Source organism: Escherichia sp. KTE159, assembly GCF_000408805.1.
Taxonomy (GTDB): Bacteria; Pseudomonadota; Gammaproteobacteria; order Enterobacterales; family Enterobacteriaceae; genus Escherichia; species Escherichia marmotae.
On record NZ_KE137292.1, the window covers coordinates 2,592,805 to 2,614,056 of the forward strand.

20 protein-coding genes are annotated in these 21,252 nt (G+C 50.9%); 7 read left to right on the forward strand and 13 right to left on the reverse strand.

Going from position 1 to position 21,252, the window contains the following annotated elements; all coding sequences use genetic code 11:
• Positions 1 to 143 precede the first annotated feature (143 nt).
• From A31E_RS09320 to cysD, 4 genes are read right to left on the reverse strand one after another with little or no spacing between them, the layout of a single operon-like run.
• Entirely contained in the window at positions 144 to 467 is a 324-nt protein-coding gene (locus A31E_RS09320; protein ID WP_001246116.1) for a DUF3561 family protein, read from the reverse strand.
• A 49-nt stretch (positions 468 to 516) separates the two neighbouring features.
• The gene (gene cysC / locus A31E_RS09315) at positions 517 to 1,122 is read right to left on the reverse strand and encodes an adenylyl-sulfate kinase (RefSeq protein ID WP_001173652.1); all 606 of its coding nucleotides are present in this window, start codon (positions 1,120 to 1,122) and stop codon (positions 517 to 519) included.
• Positions 1,122 to 2,549, reverse strand: a complete 1,428-nt coding sequence (gene cysN / locus A31E_RS09310) for a sulfate adenylyltransferase subunit CysN (protein ID WP_001090336.1) — start codon at positions 2,547 to 2,549, stop codon at positions 1,122 to 1,124. The genes cysC and cysN overlap by 1 nt, the downstream gene beginning before the upstream one ends.
• Position 2,550: 1 nt before the next feature.
• Positions 2,551 to 3,459: a sulfate adenylyltransferase subunit CysD gene (gene cysD / locus A31E_RS09305; RefSeq protein ID WP_001072281.1), complete on the reverse strand. Its 909-nt coding sequence runs from the start codon at positions 3,457 to 3,459 to the stop codon at positions 2,551 to 2,553.
• A gap of 251 nt (positions 3,460 to 3,710) precedes the next feature.
• Here cysD and iap point away from each other — a divergent pair, with 251 nt between their 5' ends.
• Positions 3,711 to 4,748 (forward strand): alkaline phosphatase isozyme conversion aminopeptidase, encoded by a 1,038-nt coding sequence (gene iap, locus A31E_RS09300; RefSeq protein ID WP_000490394.1) that lies wholly within the window; start codon positions 3,711 to 3,713, stop codon positions 4,746 to 4,748.
• Between the two features lie 116 nt (positions 4,749 to 4,864).
• Here iap and A31E_RS09295 read toward each other — a convergent pair whose 3' ends face one another.
• From A31E_RS09295 to cysJ, 4 genes are all read right to left on the reverse strand, one after another.
• Entirely contained in the window at positions 4,865 to 5,017 is a 153-nt protein-coding gene (locus A31E_RS09295) for a Hok/Gef family protein (protein WP_016249125.1), read from the reverse strand.
• Between the two features lie 263 nt (positions 5,018 to 5,280).
• On the reverse strand, positions 5,281 to 6,015 hold the full coding sequence (cysH, locus tag A31E_RS09290; protein ID WP_001516956.1) for a phosphoadenosine phosphosulfate reductase: 735 nt from the start codon (positions 6,013 to 6,015) through the stop codon (positions 5,281 to 5,283).
• An 84-nt stretch (positions 6,016 to 6,099) separates the two neighbouring features.
• The gene (gene cysI, locus A31E_RS09285; protein WP_001516957.1) at positions 6,100 to 7,812 is read right to left on the reverse strand and encodes an assimilatory sulfite reductase (NADPH) hemoprotein subunit; all 1,713 of its coding nucleotides are present in this window, start codon (positions 7,810 to 7,812) and stop codon (positions 6,100 to 6,102) included.
• On the reverse strand, positions 7,812 to 9,605 hold the full coding sequence (gene cysJ, locus A31E_RS09280) for an NADPH-dependent assimilatory sulfite reductase flavoprotein subunit (protein WP_016249126.1): 1,794 nt from the start codon (positions 9,603 to 9,605) through the stop codon (positions 7,812 to 7,814). Before cysJ ends, cysI begins: the two co-directional genes overlap by 1 nt.
• 315 nt (positions 9,606 to 9,920) lie before the next feature.
• Here cysJ and queD point away from each other — a divergent pair, with 315 nt between their 5' ends.
• From queD to A31E_RS09260, 4 genes are all read left to right on the forward strand, one after another.
• Positions 9,921 to 10,286: a 6-carboxytetrahydropterin synthase QueD gene (gene queD, locus A31E_RS09275; RefSeq protein WP_001329795.1), complete on the forward strand. Its 366-nt coding sequence runs from the start codon at positions 9,921 to 9,923 to the stop codon at positions 10,284 to 10,286.
• A gap of 77 nt (positions 10,287 to 10,363) precedes the next feature.
• A complete protein-coding gene (locus A31E_RS09270; protein WP_016249127.1) occupies positions 10,364 to 11,635 on the forward strand; it encodes an FAD-dependent oxidoreductase in 1,272 nt (423 codons plus the stop codon).
• Entirely contained in the window at positions 11,626 to 11,886 is a 261-nt protein-coding gene (locus A31E_RS09265) for a ferredoxin family protein (protein WP_000109517.1), read from the forward strand. Before A31E_RS09270 ends, A31E_RS09265 begins: the two co-directional genes overlap by 10 nt.
• 16 nt (positions 11,887 to 11,902) lie before the next feature.
• Positions 11,903 to 12,478, forward strand: a complete 576-nt coding sequence (locus tag A31E_RS09260; protein ID WP_001130283.1) for a glycerol-3-phosphate responsive antiterminator — start codon at positions 11,903 to 11,905, stop codon at positions 12,476 to 12,478.
• A 128-nt stretch (positions 12,479 to 12,606) separates the two neighbouring features.
• Here the strand turns inward: A31E_RS09260 and A31E_RS09255 are convergent, their stop codons facing one another.
• The 5 genes from A31E_RS09255 to A31E_RS09235 form a co-directional block, all read right to left on the reverse strand.
• The gene (locus A31E_RS09255) at positions 12,607 to 13,467 is read right to left on the reverse strand and encodes an electron transfer flavoprotein subunit alpha/FixB family protein (RefSeq protein ID WP_001103599.1); all 861 of its coding nucleotides are present in this window, start codon (positions 13,465 to 13,467) and stop codon (positions 12,607 to 12,609) included.
• Complete coding sequence (locus A31E_RS09250) at positions 13,464 to 14,243, reverse strand: adenine nucleotide alpha hydrolase family protein (RefSeq protein ID WP_016249128.1); 780 nt, start codon at positions 14,241 to 14,243, stop codon at positions 13,464 to 13,466. Before A31E_RS09250 ends, A31E_RS09255 begins: the two co-directional genes overlap by 4 nt.
• Entirely contained in the window at positions 14,221 to 15,558 is a 1,338-nt protein-coding gene (locus tag A31E_RS09245) for an MFS transporter (protein ID WP_024191904.1), read from the reverse strand. The genes A31E_RS09250 and A31E_RS09245 overlap by 23 nt, the downstream gene beginning before the upstream one ends.
• 93 nt (positions 15,559 to 15,651) lie before the next feature.
• The gene (locus tag A31E_RS09240; RefSeq protein WP_001516963.1) at positions 15,652 to 17,106 is read right to left on the reverse strand and encodes an FAD-binding oxidoreductase; all 1,455 of its coding nucleotides are present in this window, start codon (positions 17,104 to 17,106) and stop codon (positions 15,652 to 15,654) included.
• A 69-nt stretch (positions 17,107 to 17,175) separates the two neighbouring features.
• Entirely contained in the window at positions 17,176 to 17,961 is a 786-nt protein-coding gene (locus tag A31E_RS09235; RefSeq protein ID WP_000021321.1) for an SDR family oxidoreductase, read from the reverse strand.
• Positions 17,962 to 18,279: 318 nt separating this feature from the next.
• Between A31E_RS09235 and A31E_RS09230 the strand changes: the two genes are divergently transcribed.
• Both A31E_RS09230 and A31E_RS09225 read left to right on the forward strand, forming a co-directional pair.
• Positions 18,280 to 19,557 (forward strand): MFS transporter, encoded by a 1,278-nt coding sequence (locus tag A31E_RS09230; RefSeq protein ID WP_001164860.1) that lies wholly within the window; start codon positions 18,280 to 18,282, stop codon positions 19,555 to 19,557.
• A 26-nt stretch (positions 19,558 to 19,583) separates the two neighbouring features.
• Positions 19,584 to 21,062, forward strand: coding sequence for an FGGY-family carbohydrate kinase (locus A31E_RS09225; RefSeq protein WP_016249130.1), 1,479 nt, complete (start codon positions 19,584 to 19,586; stop codon positions 21,060 to 21,062).
• Positions 21,063 to 21,252: the final 190 nt, after the last annotated feature.

A 21,252-nucleotide genomic window follows, 5' to 3' on the forward strand; every position in this document is an offset into this window, starting at 1 on the left:
TACATCCTCTGTTGGGGATACCGCGACAACGCGGGCAAATGTACCACATTTGTCCATTGTTACGTATACCCAGGGCGTGCAGAACATAATCTCATTATTGGTTACGGTTTGAATTATGAACAGACCAGACGGGAAAGAACAAATTAGCCCAGCAACCACATAAACAGTGCGGCAAACATAATGCCGACTGTCACCAGGGTGAAAACAATGCTGTAGCGTAGCTTTCCGTCCATCAATGAATGCAGCGCAATACCCACCACCACCGCGACGGGCATCAGCGCCAGAAAGAAAGGCCAGGTATAGATAAAGAAGAACAGCGTGTTAGAGCCATAAATCAACATCGGTATCGCCAGCGCGCACAGCCAGGAGACAAAACCGACCACGGCCCCTGACAGCGACCATGTGGTTTCTTCATCTTCGGTAAGGCTTTCGCTATTTGTTAGTGTAATGTTATGGCTATTACGCATATCGGATCCTGTTACTTTGACGAACCGGGCATGTAAACCCGGCGGTGTCTCAGGATCTGATAATATCGTTCTGTCTCAGTAGATCTAATAATTGCTGAACCAAATTTGTTACCAATTGTTCACCATTGAGATGAATTTCTGCTGATTCAGGCGCTTCGTAAACGGCATCTATCCCCGTAAAGTTACGCAGTTCACCGGCACGCGCTTTTTTATATAAACCTTTTGGATCGCGAGCTTCACAAATCGCCAACGGCGTATCGACAAACACTTCGATAAACCGCCCTTCTCCTACACGTTCGCGAACCATCTGACGTTCAGCGCGATGTGGTGAGATAAACGCAGTCAGCACTACCAGACCGGCTTCAACCATTAAATTCGCCACTTCGCCAACCCGACGGATATTTTCTTTACGATCGGCATCGCTAAAACCGAGATCGCTGCATAAACCGTGGCGAACGTTGTCGCCATCCAGCAAATACGTGCTGACGCCAAGTTTATGCAGCGCCTCCTCCAGCGCCCCGGCAACTGTCGATTTCCCTGAACCAGAGAGGCCGGTAAACCACAACACAACACCACGATGCCCGTGGTGTTGCTCGCGCTGTTGTGGAGTCACCGGATGACTATGCCAGACGACGTTTTCGTCATGCAGCGCCATTATTTACCTCCCAGCAAATCGCGCGCGCCCCAGTGTGGGAAGTGGCGACGTACCAACGCATTCAGTTCCAGCTCAAATGCGCTAAATTCTGATGGCGCAACGGCAGCCTCATTTTTCGGCTCATGCACCATACCGGCACCAACGGTCACGTTGCTCAGGCGATCGATAAAAATCAGCCCACCAGTTACCGGATTTTGTTGATAACGATCTAACACTAGCGGCTCATCAAAAGTGAGATCCACCAGACCAATGCCGTTCAGCGGCAGATTTTCAACTTCACGCTGGTTAAGGTTATTAATATCAATCTGATAATGAATGTCATCAACACGAGCACGCGTCTTCTTCCCGGCAATTTTGATGTCGTAACTCTGCCCTGGGGAAAGCGGTTGTTCCGCCATCCATACCACATCCACTGACGCGCTCTGCACCGTCGACAACGCTTCATCTGCTGCCAGCAGCAAATCGCCACGACTGATGTCGATCTCATCCGTCAGCACCAGGGTGATCGCTTCTCCGGCAAAGGCGTCTTCGCGATCGCCATCAAACGTGACGATCCGCGCAATATTTGACTCAACACCAGAGGGGAGCACTTTGACATGTTGCCCGACTTTCACGCTGCCAGAGGCCAGCGTTCCTGCGTAGCCTCGAAAATCAAGATTCGGGCGGTTAACGTACTGCACCGGGAAGCGCATTGGCTGGTCATCAACCACTCGCTGAATCTCAACGGTTTCCAGCACTTCCAGCAGTGTCGGGCCGCTGTACCACGGCATACTTTCACTTTGCGAAGCAACATTATCGCCTTCCAGCGCGGAGAGCGGCACAAAGCGGATATCCAGATTGCCCGGCAGTTGCCCGGCAAAGGTCAGATAATCTTCACGAATGCGGGTGAACGTTTCTTCGCTGTAATCCACCAGATCCATCTTGTTGATCGCCACTACCAGATGTTTGATCCCCAGAAGCGTGGAGATAAAACTGTGACGACGGGTTTGATCAAGCACACCTTTACGGGCGTCGATCAATAAGATCGCCAGATCACACGTCGACGCGCCGGTCGCCATATTGCGGGTGTACTGCTCGTGCCCTGGGGTGTCGGCAATAATAAATTTGCGTTTTTCGGTGGAGAAATAACGGTAAGCCACGTCAATGGTGATGCCTTGTTCACGCTCAGCCTGCAGGCCATCCACCAGCAGCGCCAGATCCAGTTTTTCACCCTGGGTGCCGTGGCGTTTACTGTCGTTATGCAGCGATGAGAGCTGATCTTCGTAGATCTGGCGGGTATCGTGCAACAGGCGACCTATCAGGGTACTTTTGCCGTCATCAACGCTGCCACAGGTCAGAAAACGCAGCAAGCTTTTGTGTTGTTGCGCGATCATCCAAGCTTCGACGCCGCCTTCATTGGCGATTTGTTGTGCAAGTGCGGTGTTCATCTTAAAAATACCCCTGACGTTTTTTCAGCTCCATAGAACCGGACTGGTCGCGGTCAATCACACGGCCCTGACGTTCGCTGGTAGTGGAAACCAGCATCTCTTCGATGATCTCGGGCAGTGTTTGCGCGTTTGACTCTACTGCGCCGGTCAGCGGCCAGCAGCCCAGCGTACGGAAACGCACCATCCGTTTTTTAATCACTTCGCCGGGTTGCAGGTCGATACGGTTGTCATCAATCATCATCAACATACCGTCGCGTTCCAGAACCGGACGTTCAGCAGCAAGATACAGCGGAACAATGTCGATATTTTCCAGCCAGATGTATTGCCAGATATCCTGCTCGGTCCAGTTAGAGAGTGGGAAGACGCGGATACTTTCGCCTTTGTTAATCTGCCCGTTGTAGTTATGCCACAGCTCCGGACGCTGGTTTTTCGGATCCCAGCGATGGAAACGATCACGGAAAGAGTAGATACGTTCTTTAGCGCGGGATTTCTCTTCATCGCGGCGCGCGCCGCCGAAGGCAGCATCAAAACCATATTTGTTCAGCGCCTGTTTCAGGCCTTCGGTTTTCATGATGTCAGTGTGTTTGGCGCTGCCGTGAACGAATGGATTAATCCCCATCGCCACACCTTCTGGATTTTTATGCACCAACAGCTCGCAGCCGTAGGCTTTTGCCGTACGATCGCGAAATTCATACATCTCACGGAATTTCCAGCCGGTATCAACATGCAGCAACGGGAAAGGCAGCGAACCTGGATAAAACGCCTTGCGCGCCAGATGTAGCATGACGCTGGAATCTTTGCCGATGGAGTAGAGCATCACCGGATTTGAGAATTCTGCCGCCACCTCGCGAATGATGTGGATGCTTTCCGCCTCCAGTTGCCGCAGGTGAGTCAGTCGTTTTTGGTTCATAACCGTTCCTTTGCAATACTGCTATTTGCTTGCCATCAGATATTCCGACTATAGGGAGCGTAAGAGTGCGAATGAAATTACCAATTAGAATGAGTAGTTCCTTAACGGAATAACGATTTGGCAAAGCTAATATCAAAAAGTGCTTAAGGCTCCGGATTTCGGGCATTTAGGAAGATTTGAAATTGTTTTAGCGCAGCGGCAGTTTCATACTATGGCGGTAAAAAAATTTGCATGGTATTTAAGGACTCACTATGTTTTCCGCATTGCGCCACCGTACCGCTGCCCTGGCGCTCGGCGTATGCTTTATTCTCCCCGTACACGCCTCGTCACCTAAACCTGGCGATTTTGCTAATACACAGGCGCGACACATTGCCACTTTCTTTCCGGGGCGAATGACCGGAACACCCGCAGAAATGTTATCTGCCGATTATATCCGGCAACAGTTTCAGCAAATGGGTTATCGCAGTGATATCCGGACATTTAATGGCCGATATATTTATACCGCCCGCGATAACCACAAAAACTGGCATAACGTGACAGGAAGTACGGTGATTGCCGCTCATGAAGGCAAAGCACCGCAGCAGATCATTATCATGGCGCATCTGGATACCTACGCCCCACAGAGCGACGCGGATGCCGATGCCAATCTCGGCGGGCTGACATTACAAGGTATGGATGATAACGCCGCAGGTTTGGGGGTCATGCTGGAGCTGGCAGAACGCCTGAAAAATACGCCAACCGAATATGGTATTCGTTTTGTGGCGACCAGTGGTGAAGAGGAAGGGAAATTAGGCGCTGAGAATTTACTCAAACGAATGAGTGACGCCGAAAAGAAAAATACTCTGCTGGTGATTAATCTCGATAACTTAATTGTCGGTGATAAATTGTATTTCAACAGTGGCGTAAAAACCCCCGAAGCAGTAAGGAAATTAACGCGCGATCGGGCGCTGGCAATTGCCCGCAGTCATGGAATTGCCGCGACGACCAATCCTGGTTTGAATAAAAATTATCCAAAAGGCACCGGGTGTTGTAATGACGCTGAAGTTTTTGACAAAGCCGGTATTGCTGTACTTTCGGTAGAAGCAACAAACTGGAATCTGGGAAATAAAGATGGTTATCAGCAACGCGCAAAAACAGCCGCATTCCCCGCAGGAAATAGCTGGCATGACGTAAGACTGGATAATCAACAGCATATTGATAAGGCACTTCCAGGAAGAATAGAACGCCGCTGCCGTGATGTTATGCGGATAATGCTGCCACTGGTGAAGGAACTGGCGAAGGCGTCTTGATGGGTTTGAGCTGATTCCCCATGACTGTGAGGAGTCAATTCTGCCTATAAAAAAATAGGGGGCAGGAGGCCAAACTATAACAATTCAATACGCGGGGTTTCACCCCCGCGTGGTGGCTACTTCTTCGGTTCGTAAGCGAGAACAGCCTTAAACTCCATACCACGTTCTCTGATATTCAACCCACACAACGAGTCGTCTACCATCAGCGTGAATCCCAGTACTGTACAACACAGCACTATGACTGCCACAAGGGCATATTTTGTTAGCATGTCTTGCCTCTCTGCAAAGAAGAGACTAGCATTCGAATTGTTGGGTTCGAACGTAGGCCTCAGGTGGATAGAAATATCGCCTGGGGCTTTTGTCCATCTGGAACCTCGCGAATGCTTAACGCCAGGCAGCCTCAAGCACCCGACGCCATTCTATACCTGTTGATTCTCCCTGCGACGTTCTCGTTTAAAGGCCAGAATGCTGCTCGCAAAATAAAAACGCCCCCATCATTTCTGACAGAGGCGTTTAATTTATCCGGAAATATTTACCCTTCGTGTAATCCACATTCCCTTTTTAAGCCAAAGAAGCGCGTTTCTTCTTCGGCCATGCCGGGTTCCCATTTACGGGTTGTATGGGTGTCGCCAACCGATAAATATCCTTCGTCCCATAATGGGTGATATTTCAGGCCATGTTTTTGCAGGTACTGATAAATAGTTCGGTTATCCCAGTCGATAATCGGCAGCACTTTAAATACGCCACGCTGGATAGCCAGCACTGGTAAATTGGCACGGCTGCCAGATTGCTCACGGCGCAGACCAGCAAACCACGTTTGCGCGTTAAGTTCTTTCAGTGCACGGTTCATGGGTTCGACTTTGTTGATCTCATTGTACTTTTCAATGCCTTCAACCCCCTGCTCCCACAGTTTGCCGTAGCGTGCTTCCTGCCATGCGGCGCTTTCAGTGGCACGGTACACTTTCAGGTTGAGTTTAAGTTTGTCCGTTAACTCGTCAATAAAGCGGTAGGTTTCCGGGAACAGATAACCAGTATCGGTAAGAATCACCGGGATATTCGGGCAGATCTGGTTCACCAGATGCAGGCTGACTGCCGCCTGAATGCCAAAGCTGGAAGAGAGCACGTATTCGCCGGGCAGATTCTCCAACGCCCAGGCAACGCGGCCTTCAGCGTCCAGTTTTTCCAGTTGAGCGTTGGTTTGTGCCAGAGCCAGAATGCGCTCTACCTTCGGCAGTTCATTCAGGTCGTTTAGATCAAGTCTGGACATAGATTCCTCACAGTTTGCCTTGCCTGATGCGACGCTTATGCGTCTTATCAGGCCTACAAAACCGAGCAGACGCAGCGATTTATGTTAATCCCACAAATCGCGAGCCGGATCGAGCACCGGGCGAATGATGCCCGCACGCACCGTAAAGTCACCGAAGCCTTCACCCGCTTCGCGCTCTTTCGCCCAGCGCCCTATCAGTTCATCAAGCGACGCCAGGATTTCCGGCTCGGTGATGTTTTCTTTATACATCCGTGGGATACGTGTCCCCATACGGTTGCCGCCAAGATGCAGGTTGTAGCGCCCCGGCGCTTTACCCACCAGACCAACTTCTGCCAGCATCGCCCGGCCACAGCCGTTCGGGCATCCCGTCACACGCATTACGATATGCTCATCGCTGATGCCATGTTTCGCCATTAAGTTATCGATGTTGTCGATAAACGAGGGCAGGAAACGTTCGGCTTCCGCCATCGCCAGCGGACAGGTCGGGAATGACACACATGCCATTGAGTTTTCACGCTGTGGTGTGACGGCATTCATCAACCCGCTCTCTTTGGCGATCTTCTCGATCTTCGCTTTTTCACTTTCCGGTACACCCGCGATAATCAGGTTCTGGTTCGCCGTAATGCGGAAATCGCCTTTGTGGATCTTTGCGATCTCCAGCAGACCGGTTTTCAGCGGACGCCCCGGATAATCGAGAATACGACCATTTTCGATAAACAGCGTCAGGTGCCAGTTATCATCGATACCCTTAACCCAGCCGATGCGATCGCCGCGTCCGGTAAATTCATACGGGCGGATCGGTTCGAACTTGATCCCCGCGCGACGTTCAACTTCCGCCTTAAACGTCTCTACCCCCACGCGTTCCAGCGTGTATTTGGTTTTGGCATTTTTACGGTCAGTACGATTACCCCAGTCACGCTGAGTCGTAACCACAGCTTCCGCCACTGCCAGCGTATGCTCAAGTGGCAGATAACCAAACTCGCTCGCCGTGCGGGCATAGGTTTTTTTATTGCCGTGTTCCATAGAAAGGCCGCCACCCACCAGCAGGTTGAAGCCCACCAGCTTGCCGTTTTCCGCGATAGCCACAAAGTTCATGTCGTTGGCGTGCAGATCGATATCGTTCTGCGGCGGAATAACCACCGTCGTTTTGAACTTACGCGGCAGATAGGTCTGCCCGAGGATCGGTTCTTCATCAGTGGTAGCAACTTTCTCCTGATCGAGCCAGATCTCCGCATAGGCGCGGGTACGCGGCAACAGATGTTCAGAGATCTTCTTCGCCCACTCATAGGCTTCCGCGTGCAACTGTGACTCGTACGGATTCGAGGTGCACAGCACGTTACGGTTCATGTCGTTGGCGGTCGCCAGCGCATCAAGACCGACTGAGTGCAACATTTGGTGTGCAGGTTTGACGTTCTTTTTCAGAATACCGTGGAACTGGAAGGTCTGACGGTTGGTCAGGCGAATGCTACCGTAAATGGTGTTTTCCACTGCAAATTTGTCGATCGCCTGCCACTGTTTGGTGGTGATAACGCCACCCGGCAGGCGGCAGCGGAGCATCATGGCGTGACGCGGCTCCAGCTTCTGTTCAGCTCGTTCGGCGCGAATGTCGCGGTCATCCTGCTGATACATGCCGTGGAAGCGGATCAGCAGGAAGTTATCGCCCTTAAACCCGCCAGTCAGGCCATCATTCAAATCTTCGGCAATCGTGCCGCGCAGAAAGTTGCTTTCAAGCTTCATGCGCTCGGCGTCTGCCAGTTTACCTTCGACCACTAAAGGCCCTGGATGTTTTTCGCTCATTAGTAGACATCTCGCTGATAACGGCGCTCTACGCGCAGCTCACTTAAAAATTCATCCGCCGCTTCAGTGTCCATGCCACCAAATTCGGCAATCACTTCCAGAAGTGCCTGTTCAACGTCTTTCGCCATGCGATTAGCGTCGCCGCAAACATAAATGTGGGCACCGTCATTGATCCAGCGCCACAGCTCTGCCCCCTGTTCACGCAGTTTGTCTTGTACGTAAATTTTTTCTTTTTGATCGCGTGACCAGGCCAGATCGATACGCGTCAGCACGCCCTCTTTGACATAACGCTGCCATTCCACCTGGTAGAGGAAATCTTCCGTAAAGTGCGGATTGCCGAAGAACAACCAGTTTTTGCCCGGCGCTTCGTCGGCGGCACGCTGCTGCATAAAGGCGCGGAATGGCGCGATACCGGTGCCAGGGCCAATCATAATCACCGGGGTTTCCGGGTTAGCTGGCAGGCGGAAGTTGTCGTTATGTTCGATAAAGACGCGAACTTCGCCCTCTTCTCCCACGCGATCCGCGAGGAAGCTGGAGGCACCACCGGCACGGGCACGGCCTTCCACGTCATAACGCACAACGCCGACAGTAACGTGCACTTCACTCTCGACTTCCGCCTGCGATGAGGCGATGGAATAAAGGCGCGGCGTCAGCGGACGCAAAATACTGATGAACGCATCAGCGTCCAGTTGTGCCGGAGAGAAACGCAACATATCGACAATCGGCGTCGTCGCAGCGTAATACTGCAACTTCGTTTTATCGCCCACCAGCGGCAGCAGCGTTTCGCTGCGCGTTAAGGTGGCGTAATTTTCAACAATGTTCGCGGTGTTGACGGTCAGTTCAAAATGCCACTGTAAGGCTTCCGCCAGCGGCAGCGTTTTGCCCTCGACAGTGACGGGTTCATCGCCTTTCAGCCACAGCAGTTCGACAATCTCTTTTACCAGTGCCGGATCGTTCTGATACCAGACGCCCAGCGCATCGCCCGGCTGATAGCGCAGGCCTGAGTCACCTAAATCGATCTCAATATGGCGAACGTCTTTTTCAGAGTTACGTCCAGTGATTTTCTGGTTAACAGAGAGGCTCGCCACCAGCGGCGCTTCTTTGCTATACGGACTGGTGTGGATTTCATTCACCGCGCCAGTGGCGACGGATGTCGAAGGTGCTGCGACAGGCGCGCGCGATTTCAGTACATCAACTACGTGGGCGCGCCATTCGCTGGCGGCTGCCTGATATTCAACATCGGCATCGACCCGGTCGAGCAGGCGTTCGCCGCCCAGTTCAGCCAGTTTGCTGTCGAAATCTTTACCGGACTGGCAGAAAAACTCATAAGAGGTGTCACCGAGGCTAAACACAGCAAAAGCGGTGTTTTCCAGTTTCGGCGCTTTTTTGGAGAACAGAAACTTGTGCAGCGCGACGGCTTCTTCCGGCGGTTCCCCTTCACCTTGTGTTGAAGTCACCACGATAAGCAGTTTTTCGCTGGCGATTTGTTTGAATTTATAGTCGCCTGCGTTCACCAGCTTAGCGTTCAGTTTTGCCGCTAATAAGTCGTCACGTAATGCTTCAGCGACCCGGCGAGCATTACCCGTTTGCGAGGCGGAGATGATGGTGATACCCGGCATTTCTGCGGCTGGTGTAGCGGCAAGTGTACCTGGCTGCTGGTTAAGCATTCCCCAGAAATAACCAGATACCCACGCAAGCTGGGTCGGTGTCAAATCAGTAGTGGCTGCCTGAAGGCGAGCCAGTTGCTCCGGGTTCAGCGGAAGCAAAGCGGAAGGAGGGACCTGTGTCGTCATGCGTCGTTATGTTCCAGTAAGCAAAGCTGTTTATCGGCCCTGTCAGCGCCCATAAAACAGAAGAGAAGGTAAGGTTAACGGCGCGAAGGGGGTGGATTAAAGACGGGATAGCGATAACTAATAACCAAATCGACTAACCTGTTTTAGCAATAGTCTTTAACAACAAAATAGATTTATTAACTCAATGAAAAATAGATAAATATCGACCGCAATTAAGATAAATCGGTCATTTTGCGCAACAAACCCGTTTTTGGTAATGCGAAAAAACAGGCTTTCCGGTACTCTACGGCGGTTTTATCGTCCAGTAGAGAAATTATGATGTCCACCACGTTATTTAAAGATTTCACCTTCGAAGCCGCTCACCGCTTACCACACGTCCCAGAAGGGCATAAATGTGGTCGCCTGCACGGGCATTCTTTTATGGTGCGCCTGGAAATTACCGGGGAAGTCGATCCGCATACGGGCTGGATTATCGATTTCGCTGAACTGAAAGCGGCGTTTAAACCGACTTACGATCGTCTCGACCACTATTATCTCAATGATATACCCGGCCTGGAAAACCCGACCAGCGAAGTTTTAGCAAAATGGATTTGGGATCAAGTTAAACCCGTTGTACCACTATTAAGCGCTGTGATGGTGAAAGAAACCTGCACCGCAGGCTGCATCTATCGCGGTGAATAATCAGAGTGTGTCGGCGGTCAATTTCCCTTAAGTAACGCTATGTTAGGGTGTTGTGCTCTGGATATCTGGGGCATGACATGGAAGACGACTGCGACATTATTATTATTGGTGCCGGTATTGCGGGCACCGCTTGTGCGTTACGCTGCGCGCGAGCGGGATTATCTGTTCTGTTACTGGAACGCGCTGAAATCCCTGGCAGCAAAAACCTTTCCGGCGGGCGGTTATATACCCATGCGCTCGCGGAACTCCTCCCTCAATTTCACCTGACCGCGCCCCTTGAGCGACGTATCACTCACGAAAGCCTTTCTCTGTTAACGCCCGATGGCGCAACGACGTTTTCCAGCTTACAACCCGGTGGTGAATCCTGGAGCGTATTACGCGCACGATTCGATCCGTGGCTGGTTGCCGAAGCTGAAAAAGCAGGAGTTGAGTGTATTCCCGGCGCAACAGTAGACGCGTTATATGAAGAAAACAGCAGAGTGTGTGGCGTTATCTGTGGTGATGATATTCTCCGCGCCCGTTATGTTGTGCTGGCGGAAGGGGCCAATAGTGTGCTGGCAGAACATCACGGGTTAGTTACCCGTCCTGCTGGCGAATCGATGGCGTTAGGGATCAAAGAAGTGCTGTCGCTGGAAACGCCCATTATTGAAGCGCGTTTTCATCTGGAAAACAACGAAGGTGCAGCGATACTGTTCAGCGGGGAAATCTGTGATGACCTGCCAGGCGGTGCATTTCTTTATACCAATCAGCAAACGCTCTCTTTGGGGATTGTTTGCCCGCTCTCTTCCCTTGCACAAAACCGCGTTCCGGCAAGCGAGTTGCTGGCTCGTTTTAAGACACATCCGGCAGTAAGACCTCTCATTAAAAACAGTGAAACGCTGGAATACGGTGCACATCTGGTGCCGGAAGGCGGTTTACGCAATATGCCCGTGCAGTTCGCCGGTAACGGCTGGCTGCTGGTGGGCGATGCGTTGCGCAGTTGCGTCAATACTGGAATTTCAGTGCGAGGCATGGATATGGCGTTCATTGGCGCACAGGCAGCAGCACAAACACTGATTAGCGCCTGCCAGCAACGCGAGCCGCAAAATCTGTTCCCGATTTATCATCACAACGTAGAACACAGTTTGCTGTGGGATGTTCTACAACGTTATCAGCATGTTCCGGCGCTTTTACAACGCCCTGGCTGGTATCGGACGTGGCCTGCTTTAATGCAGGATATTTCCCGCGACTTATGGGATCAGGGAGATAAACCTGTTCCACCACTTCGCCAGTTGCTCTGGCGTCATTTACGTCGTCACGGCCTGTGGCATCTGGCGGGCGATGTTATCAGGAGTCTGCGATGTCTGTAGCCCGTAATCTCTGGCGTGCTGCTGATGCGCCACACATTGTTCCGGTTGACCCCGTTGAGCGCCAGACAGCAGAACGGTTGATTAATGCCTGCCCGGCAGGTCTTTTTTCGCTCACGCCGGAAGGCGACTTGCGTATTGATTATCGTAGTTGCCTGGAGTGCGGCACCTGCCGTTTGTTATGCGATGAAAAAACACTACAACAGTGGCGCTATCCGCCTTCTGGATTCGGCATCACCTACCGCTTTGGATAAATAATAAGGATAATTTATGCCCCTCTTACACCTGCTCCGTCAGAATCCGGTGATTGCTGCCGTTAAAGATAATGCCAGCCTGCAACTGGCCATTAATTCTGAATGCCAGTTTATTTCCGTGCTGTACGGCAATATCTGCACCATCAGCAATATCGTCAAAAAGATTAAAAACGCCGGGAAATATGCCTTTATTCATGTCGATTTGCTGGAAGGCGCGTCAAATAAAGAGGTGGTGATTCAGTTTTTGAAACTGGTGACCGAAGCAGACGGCATTATCAGCACTAAAGCGTCGATGCTGAAAGCTGCCAGAGCAGAAGGTTTTTTCTGTATTCATCGCCTGTTTATTGTCGATTCGATTTCGTTTCACAATATTGATAAGCAGGTTGCGCAATCGAACCCAGATTGCATTGAGATCCTGCCTGGCTGTATGCCCAAAGTGCTGGGCTGGGTGACGGAGAAAATCCGCCAACCGCTGATTGCTGGCGGGCTGGTGTGCGATGAAGAAGATGCGCGTAATGCAATTGACGCCGGTGTCGTGGCGCTTTCTACTACTAATACCCGCGTCTGGACGTTAGCGAAAAAATTGCTTTAACGGGATAAACGTAACGAATTAAATTTGTGTGATTTGTAGGCCACATCCGGCATTCAACGCCTGATGCGACGCTAACGCGTCTTATCAGGCCTACAAGTCCCTGACCCAGAACCGCATCCGCCAGTACGTTATTGGCAATCTGCGTGAATATTTGTCACCAGTGCCTCCAGCACCGCTTTCCAGTCATCCACCACGCCAACATCTGCCTGTGAAAAAACAGCCGCGCTGGCGTCATGATTCACAGCCACCACAAACTGGCTATTACGCACACCTGCCATTAACGCTGCCGCGCCGGACGCCCCGGCAACAATGCAAATCTCTGGCGCCAGCAAGTGCCCGGAAATTCCAATCACTTTTTCCGCATCAAAACCACCATTCATCACTCGCGCCCGACTGTAGCCCACTTCGGCGCCCAGCTTTTCAGCCAGCGTAGCGATGTCATGGCTATCAGCCTCGCCGCCCTGCCCTACCACCAGCACCCGTCTGGCTTCTACTAATGGGTCACGGGTAGTATTTTTCAGGTTTTCGATGCTAACAAACCAGTCTGGAAGTGCGCCGGGGACAATGTTTAGTTGCTGCATACCAGATGGCAACATTGCGTTTTTCGCAGCTCCGGCCTGGCGCGCCAGAGAAAGGCATAGCGGACGTTTTTCTGTTTGCAGCGTCGCCGTCAGCGCATTTCCCCAGTGGGATTTGCGCACGCTTGCTGTCGGTATATCCAACGAAATGATCTGGCAAATGCTGGTGCCATGCAAACGCCAGGCCAGTCGGGTCGCCAGTTCATCGCCAGACGCCCCCGGAGGGAAGAGCACAAATTCCGCAGGTGTTCGCTGCCACTGTTCCACGAGCGCATCCAGCACCTGTTCCGCCACTACGGGCTGAGGTTCAATCTGCCAGTGCGTCAGTGTACAACCGCTGAAATCCTGTTCTGCCAGCCAGCCTGCGATAGCTGCATTGTCCTGATTTATTGTCACTATTACGACATTCATGGCTGCATCCTCTGGCGCAAATAATCCCGCCACAGTATTTGTGCTTTTTCTTCTGCTGTTTGCCCATCAATCAACGTCGCGCCACGTCGTTGCTCCGGCCTTTCCAGTTGCAGGCACTGTATCGCTGACGATTCGGCGGCGAGAGTTTCGCGTAAAATTTCTGCTTTCCCTGCCGCCATACGCTGGCGCATTCCCGGTACAGGCAAAGCGACTTCGCCACACTGGCGCACGGCAATGACCGCAGGCAAGCGTACCCGGCAACAGCGCAGCCCGTTTTCAGTACGCTGTTCGAGAGTGATAAATGGCGCGTCGAGTGTGAAACGCTCCACCAGGGTAAAACAGGGCCAGGCCAGTATTTCCGCCAGCAAAAACGGCGTTTGCCCGTTCTGCCCCTCGCTGCTTTGGCAGCCGGTAATAATCAGCTCCATCGGATTCTGGTGCTGCCATTCGGCAATATGGCGAGCAACAAATTCCGGCGCAAAACGCAGATCTGCCGCAGTCTCCAGCAATACTGCTTCCTCAAACCCGAGAGCCGTGAAATAGCGAAGCCAATGCAACGCCCGTTCATCCCCCATGCTCAACGCGGTTAAAGTCATCGGCGTGCCGCTTTTTCTCTGCGCCAATAGAATTGCGGCGGCGGCCTGTTCATCAGCACCGGGTAAACTTCGCAACAGTGAAACATCCGGCCCATAATTTGCCGTAGCAGCAGCCTGCCACTCTTTTTCCGCCAGCATTCCGGCATCCGGTTCGGCTTTAAACGCTAACAGAATGTTCATTCGCACCTCCGACATTTCCCGCCGCAACCAGCGGGAGAGCTTTAGTTTCTGGAGCCCATAGCCAGGTCACAACAAAACCAACCAATAGCACGATGGCCAGTAACAATAAGGTGGCCTGCATTCCCCACTGCGCCAGAACCCACGGCAACAAACCTGTGCTAATTGCCGCGCCAAGTCTACTCATGGCGGTCGCAAAACCGACGCCCAGAGAGCGGATATCAGTAGGAAAACTTTCGGCAGGTAGAATGCCAACCAGATTGCTGACCGCTGAAATGGTGGTGCTGAAGAGAATAAAAAGCAGCAGCGTTAACGAACTGCCGGAAGGCAAACAGGCCATCACCATCAGCGTGGCCGCCAGCAGCAAAAAGCTCCCCAGTAAAAATTTGCGATGGGCTAACAAGTGGGTCAACACTAACCCTAATAACGCGCCAACAATTAACAAGGCATTGAGCATCAGGCTGGCGGTCAGCGCATCTTCCAGACCAATAGTCTGGGCGATAGTCGGCAGCCAGGTATAAATCACAAACCACGGGATCACGAGGCAGACAAAGAACACGCTGTTAAATACCGTGCGCCGCCAGTAACGCGAAGAGAACAAGGTTTTGATGTGCTTAGTGGTGGCCGTTGCCACTTCATCTCCCAGTAATACATGAGAGCCAAAGTAACGATGCACAATGGCATGAGCTTCTGCAAAACGCCCCTGTCGCAGCAGCCAGCGCGGCGATTCCGGTGTGCCCCAACGTAACAACGTAATCAACAGCGCGGGCAGAGCTGTTGATGCCAAAAGCCATCGCCAGGCCTCCGGACTTTCTGAAATAAAGTGATGTCCGGCAATACTTGCCAGCACATAACCCACCGTCCACACCACGCTGAACGCGCCCAGCAAAATACCGCGGTGGCGGCGCGGGGAAAATTCTGCCAGCAAGGTATGCCCCACAGAGTAATCACCACCCAGCCCAATGCCGATCAAAATGCGCAAACCAATCAGGTGCTCCGGCGTGGTGGCAAAATATTGTAAAAACGAAGCGAGCGTAATCAGCAAAAAGCTGAAAGTGAAGATTTTTTGCCGCCCGATATGGTCGGAGATCCAGCCCAAAACCAGGCTGCCGATAAACAGGCCAAGTAGCGCTGAGCCACCAATCATTCCCGCCATAAACGGTGTCAGTTGCATGGCTGGAGTAAGCTGAATAATGGCGTAACCAATGACGCCGAGGACATAACCGTCAGTCAGGTGCGCGCCGAAAGTAAGCGCAGCAATGCGACAGTGAAAACGGTTAAGTGGTAAATCATCCATTCGCACCGGTGAAGTGTTCATCTTTACCCCTTCATTGTCCGGTAATAAGAACGGCTTCTCGCATGAGAAGCCGAAAAGGCAACGCCCCGACATCACAGGACGCTGCCTGACACATTATTTTTCAATCGGATAGATAGTACCCGTGTTCATAATGCCGTTAGGATCGAACTGCTTTTTCAGCCCTTCCAGCAACGCCCACGCGCTGCCGTGTTCCAGTTTGCTCCAGTGAACGCGATGTTTACCAATGCCGTGGTGATGCACCATCGAACCACCGAGGCGAATGGTTTCTTCACAGATGATTTTGTTGAGCGGGTTGTGGTACTTGTCGATTTCCTCTTCCGGTTTGCAGTCAACAACGTTGTAGTCGTAAACGAAGTACATGTTGGTGCCGTTTTGGTAGCTGTGAGAAGAGTGACCGCCCAGCATAGTGATGTCGTCGGCGTGCGGGAACTCGGTACGAATACGGTTAATGACGTTTTCATAGATTTCGTGAATACAACTCCAGCAGCCGGACACTTCGGTGGTAAAGCCCATGTTGCCGGTTTTGAGGATCTGCACACGTTCGGCGGCCACTTTATCCGGCCCCCAGTTCAGGTTGTTGAACCAGGTTTCGATCAGTTTGCTGTCCACACGATGGCACTGCGGGTAACGCGCCACGATTTCGGCAATTCCTTCGCCTGTCGCCTGCGCAATACGTGGGTTACCCTCGGCCATAAAAATCAGCACGCATTTACCATCAGCAAAATGAGTGAAGTGTTGCGTGCCATCTTCAGCGTCATACAAACGAGCAATCGACGGGCGATACCCTTCCACCATGATTTCACGCAGGATGTTGAAGCCGGTTTTCATGTCTTCCAGCACATAGCCGTAGAAGAGATTGTTTTCCGGGGTGAATTTGAAGATTTTCACTGTAACTTCAGTGATATAGCACAGTGCACCTTCGTTACCAATAATGATGTGACGAATGTCCGGACCAGCCGCGCGACGTGGAACGTTTTTAATGCGCGTCACGGTGCCATCTGCCAGTACCGCTTCCAGGCCAACGACCATATCTTCAATTGCGCCGTAAAGTGTGGAGAACTGCCCAATACTGCGGGTTGCCACCAGACCACCCATCTGCGCCAGCGGTTTTGACTGCGGAGAATGCCCCGTGGTGTAGCCTTTTTCACGCAACGCGTTTTCCAGCACCTCCAGCGGAACGCCACATTGCGCCGTGGCCTGCATATTCTCAATATCAATATTAATGATTTGATTCATGGCGGAGCCGTCGAGCACCACCGAGTTTTCTACGACAGTTTCCAGCCCACCTTCGGTGGCGGAAGCGCCGGTACGCGGCACACCATTAATTTTGTGCGCATTCATAAAATTCAGCACGCGGGACACTTGCTCTGTGGAACCGAGTTTTACGACCGCTGCCGGAATAGGTAAAGTATAAATACCATGAATATCCGGAAATTTACGAAAACGGTCAATACTGTTTTTCTTTAATACCGTTTCATCGGTAATAACGCGATCTGCACCAACAATTTCCTTTAGCTGGTCGACAATCGCTGCGCGAGATAAAGACATAATAAATCCTTTCTGATAATAAAAATGGAATAGTCATTAATAAAAGAAAACAGAAACCACCGTTATGGATTAGCGCACTAAATAACCACCATCAACCACCAGCAAATGACCATTCACATAATTCGATGCCGGGCTTGCGAGGAATACGGCTGCGCCCATTAAATCCTGTGTATCGCCCCAACGATTTGCCGGAATATGATCAAGAACGCGCTGATTTGTTTCTGGATTGCTGCGTGTCGCCAGCGTAATATCGGTTGCATAATAACCAGGGGCAATACCATTTACCTGAATATTATATTGACCTAATTCATCGCAATAGGCTTTAGTGAATCCAGCAAGTGCGTGTTTAGTTGCAGAATATGCTGGAGACCATTGCCCGCCCAGGTAAGAAAACAATGAACAGATATTAATGATTTTACCGCTTTTTTGCGGGATCATAATTTTTGCCGCTTCGTAACTCAGCTCAAAAGCGGCTGTCAGGTTCACATCAATCATCGGGTCCCAGTCGGCACGGCCGAAGTCCAGCACCTTATTCAGCTTACAAATACCTGCGTTATTGACCAGAATATCGACAGTGCCAAAACGCTCACAACAGGCAGCGATTATCTTCTGCGGCGCGCCTTCTGCGGTGATATCCACCTGCATGAAGTCCACTTCAACGCCTTGTTTTTCAATCATTTCCTTCGTTTCGCCATTATCTTTGACGAAGCTTGGAATAAAGATATTTGCACCTGCTTTTGCCAGTGCCATCGCAAATGCCTGGCCTAAACCACTATTCCCGCCGGTAACAATTGCAGTTTTACCTTTCAGGGAGAAAAAATCCATTGAGAACGCATTGAGTGATTCGATTGACATAGTTAGCTCCAATTTCCGTAAGGCAAAAAAAAAGAAAGGTAACTTCCCCCGCGAGAGGGAAGTTACCTTTCTCATTATCTCTGGTAACTGGCGATAATTTTTAGCATAAGGGCATAGTCGCTAATGTGATCATACTCACAGAGTATTACTCGTATAATCAAATAATTTTAAAAAGCAGAAGCGTGATTACTCTCACACAACACCTCTGCTTTCCATGTTATTTCTTATCGCAATTACTAGAGACCTGAGAAAAGTAATCCTCCTGAAAAGGCGGCTTACTTTTCTCTTTTTTTTGTCTATTACAAATGGGAATACGATATGCAACACAGCTCATATCGACGTTGGATAACCCTCGCGATAATTAGTTTTAGCGGCGGAGTTAGTTTTGACCTGGCTTATTTACGTTATATTTATCAAATTCCCATGGCGAAATTTATGGGATTCAGCAATACCGAGATAGGTTTAATTATGAGCACCTTTGGTATTGCCGCCATTATTCTTTATGCGCCCAGCGGGGTTATTGCCGATAAATTTTCACATCGCAAAATGATTACTTCCGCGATGGTAATTACCGGATTATTAGGCCTGATAATGGCAACGTATCCACCATTATGGGTCATGCTCTGTATTCAGGTTGCCTTTGCGATAACGACTATTTTAATGCTGTGGTCGGTGTCGATTAAAGCCGCCTCGTTGCTTGGTGACCATAGCGAACAAGGGAAAATCATGGGCTGGATGGAAGGGCTGCGCGGCGTCGGTGTAATGTCGCTGGCAGTGTTTACCATGTGGGTCTTTTCCCGCTTCGCCCCGGATGACAGCGCCAGCCTGAAAACGGTCATTATCATCTACAGCGTGGTTTACATCTTGTTGGGGATTCTGTGCTGGTTTTTTGTTAGCGATAACAACAGCCTGCGTAGTACCCATAACGAAGAAAAACAGTCATTCCAGCTTAGCGACATCCTGGCCGTTTTGCGTATCAGTACAACCTGGTATTGCAGCATGGTGATTTTTGGGGTCTTCACCATCTACGCCATTCTGAGTTACTCCACCAACTATCTGACCGAAATGTATGGCATGTCGCTGGTGGCGGCGAGCTACATGGGGATCGTGATCAACAAAATCTTCCGCGCACTGTGCGGCCCACTTGGCGGCATTATCACCACCTACAGCAAAGTGAAATCCCCTACCCGCGTGATCCAAATTCTTTCCGTGGTCGGCCTGCTGGCACTCACTGCCCTACTCATGACTAACTCTAACCCGCAATCGGTCGCGATGGGGATTGGCCTGATTTTACTACTGGGATTCACCTGCTACGCCTCACGCGGGCTGTACTGGGCCTGCCCCGGCGAAGCGAGAACACCATCTTACATTATGGGCACCACGGTAGGTATTTGTTCGGTGATTGGCTTCCTGCCTGATGTCTTTGTTTACCCGATTATCGGTTACTGGCAGGACACCCTGCCCGCAGCAGAAGCCTACCGCAACATGTGGCTGATGGGCATGGCGGCGCTCGGCATGGTGATCGTCTTTACCTTTTTGCTGTTCCAAAAAATTCGTACTGCTGATAGCGCCCCCGCAACGGCTAACAGCAAGTAAGCCCAGAACATTACAGGAGAAAAATCATGTCGAAGAAATACATCATAGGGATTGATGGCGGAAGTCAGAGTACAAAAGTGGTGATGTCCGATCTGCAAGGCAACATAATTTGCGAAGGCAAAGGTTTATTACAGCCGATGCACACACCGGATGCCGATACCGCAGAACATCCTGACGACGATTTATGGGCATCATTATGTTTTGCCGGTCACGATTTAATGAGCCAGTTTGCCGGGAATAAAGAAGATATTGTTGGCATCGGCCTGGGATCAATCCGTTGCTGCCGTGCCTTACTGAAAGCTGACGGTACACCCGCCGCACCACTGATTAGCTGGCAGGATGCACGAGTTACGCGCCCTTACGAACACACGAATCCTGACGTGGCGTATGTCACTTCTTTTTCGGGCTATCTGGCGCACCGCTTAACAGGCGAGTTTAAAGACAATATCGCCAACTATTTTGGCCAGTGGCCGGTGGATTATAAAACCTGGGCCTGGAGTGAAGATGCCGCGGTAATCGAGAAGTTTAATATCCCCCGCCATATGCTTTTTGGCGTACAAATGCCGGGGACCGTTCTCGGGCATATCACACCACAAGCAGCACTGGCGACACATTTCCCGGCAGGACTGCCGGTAGTTTGTACCACCAGTGATAAACCGGTAGAAGCATTAGGAGCCGGATTGCTGGACGATGAAACGGCGGTGATTTCCTTAGGCACCTATATCGCGCTGATGATGAATGGCAAAGCACTGCCGAAAGACCCGGTAGCGTACTGGCCGATTATGTCTTCTATTCCAGAAACATTGCTGTATGAAGGTTACGGTATTCGCAAAGGGATGTGGACGGTAAGTTGGTTGCGCGACATGTTGGGCGAGTCGTTAATTCAGGATGCCAGAGCACAGGATCTTTCGCCGGAAGATTTGCTCAACAAAAAAGCCTCTTGCGTGCCACCTGGCTGTAATGGGTTGATGACGGTGCTGGACTGGCTGACCAACCCGTGGGAACCGTACAAACGCGGAATTATGATCGGCTTTGATTCCAGTATGGATTACGCATGGATTTATCGTTCGATTCTGGAAAGCGTGGCGCTGACGCTGAAGAACAATTACGACAATATGTGTAATGAAATGAATCACTTTGCGAAGCATGTGATCATTACTGGCGGCGGTTCAAACAGCGATCTGTTTATGCAAATTTTTGCCGACGTGTTCAATCTTCCGGCAAGACGTAACGCCATTAACGGGTGCGCTAGTTTGGGAGCGGCTATCAACGCGTCTGTAGGGCTTGGCTTGTACCCGGATTACGCAACGGCTGTTGACAAAATGGTTCGCGTGAAAGACATCTTTATGCCTGTTGAGAGCAACGCCAGACGTTACGACGCGATGAATAAAGGCATTTTCAAAGACCTAACCAAACACACTGATGTGATCCTGAAAAAATCGTATGAAGTGATGCATGGAGAATTGGGCAATGTGGACGCTATTCAAAGCTGGTCTAATGCGTAAGTGAAGAAGACCGGGCGGGAAACCGCCCGCTCTGAGCATACCTGAATGGTTACCTCTAAACATAACCTGTTATTAATTAATGATTTTTCAAGCCAGTTCCAATCTACCAAAATTTGTAGCGATGATTTTTACTCCAGTGAAAAATTAACACTACGGAATTTGTTTTGGTTTGCAATGACGAGTCCGGAAA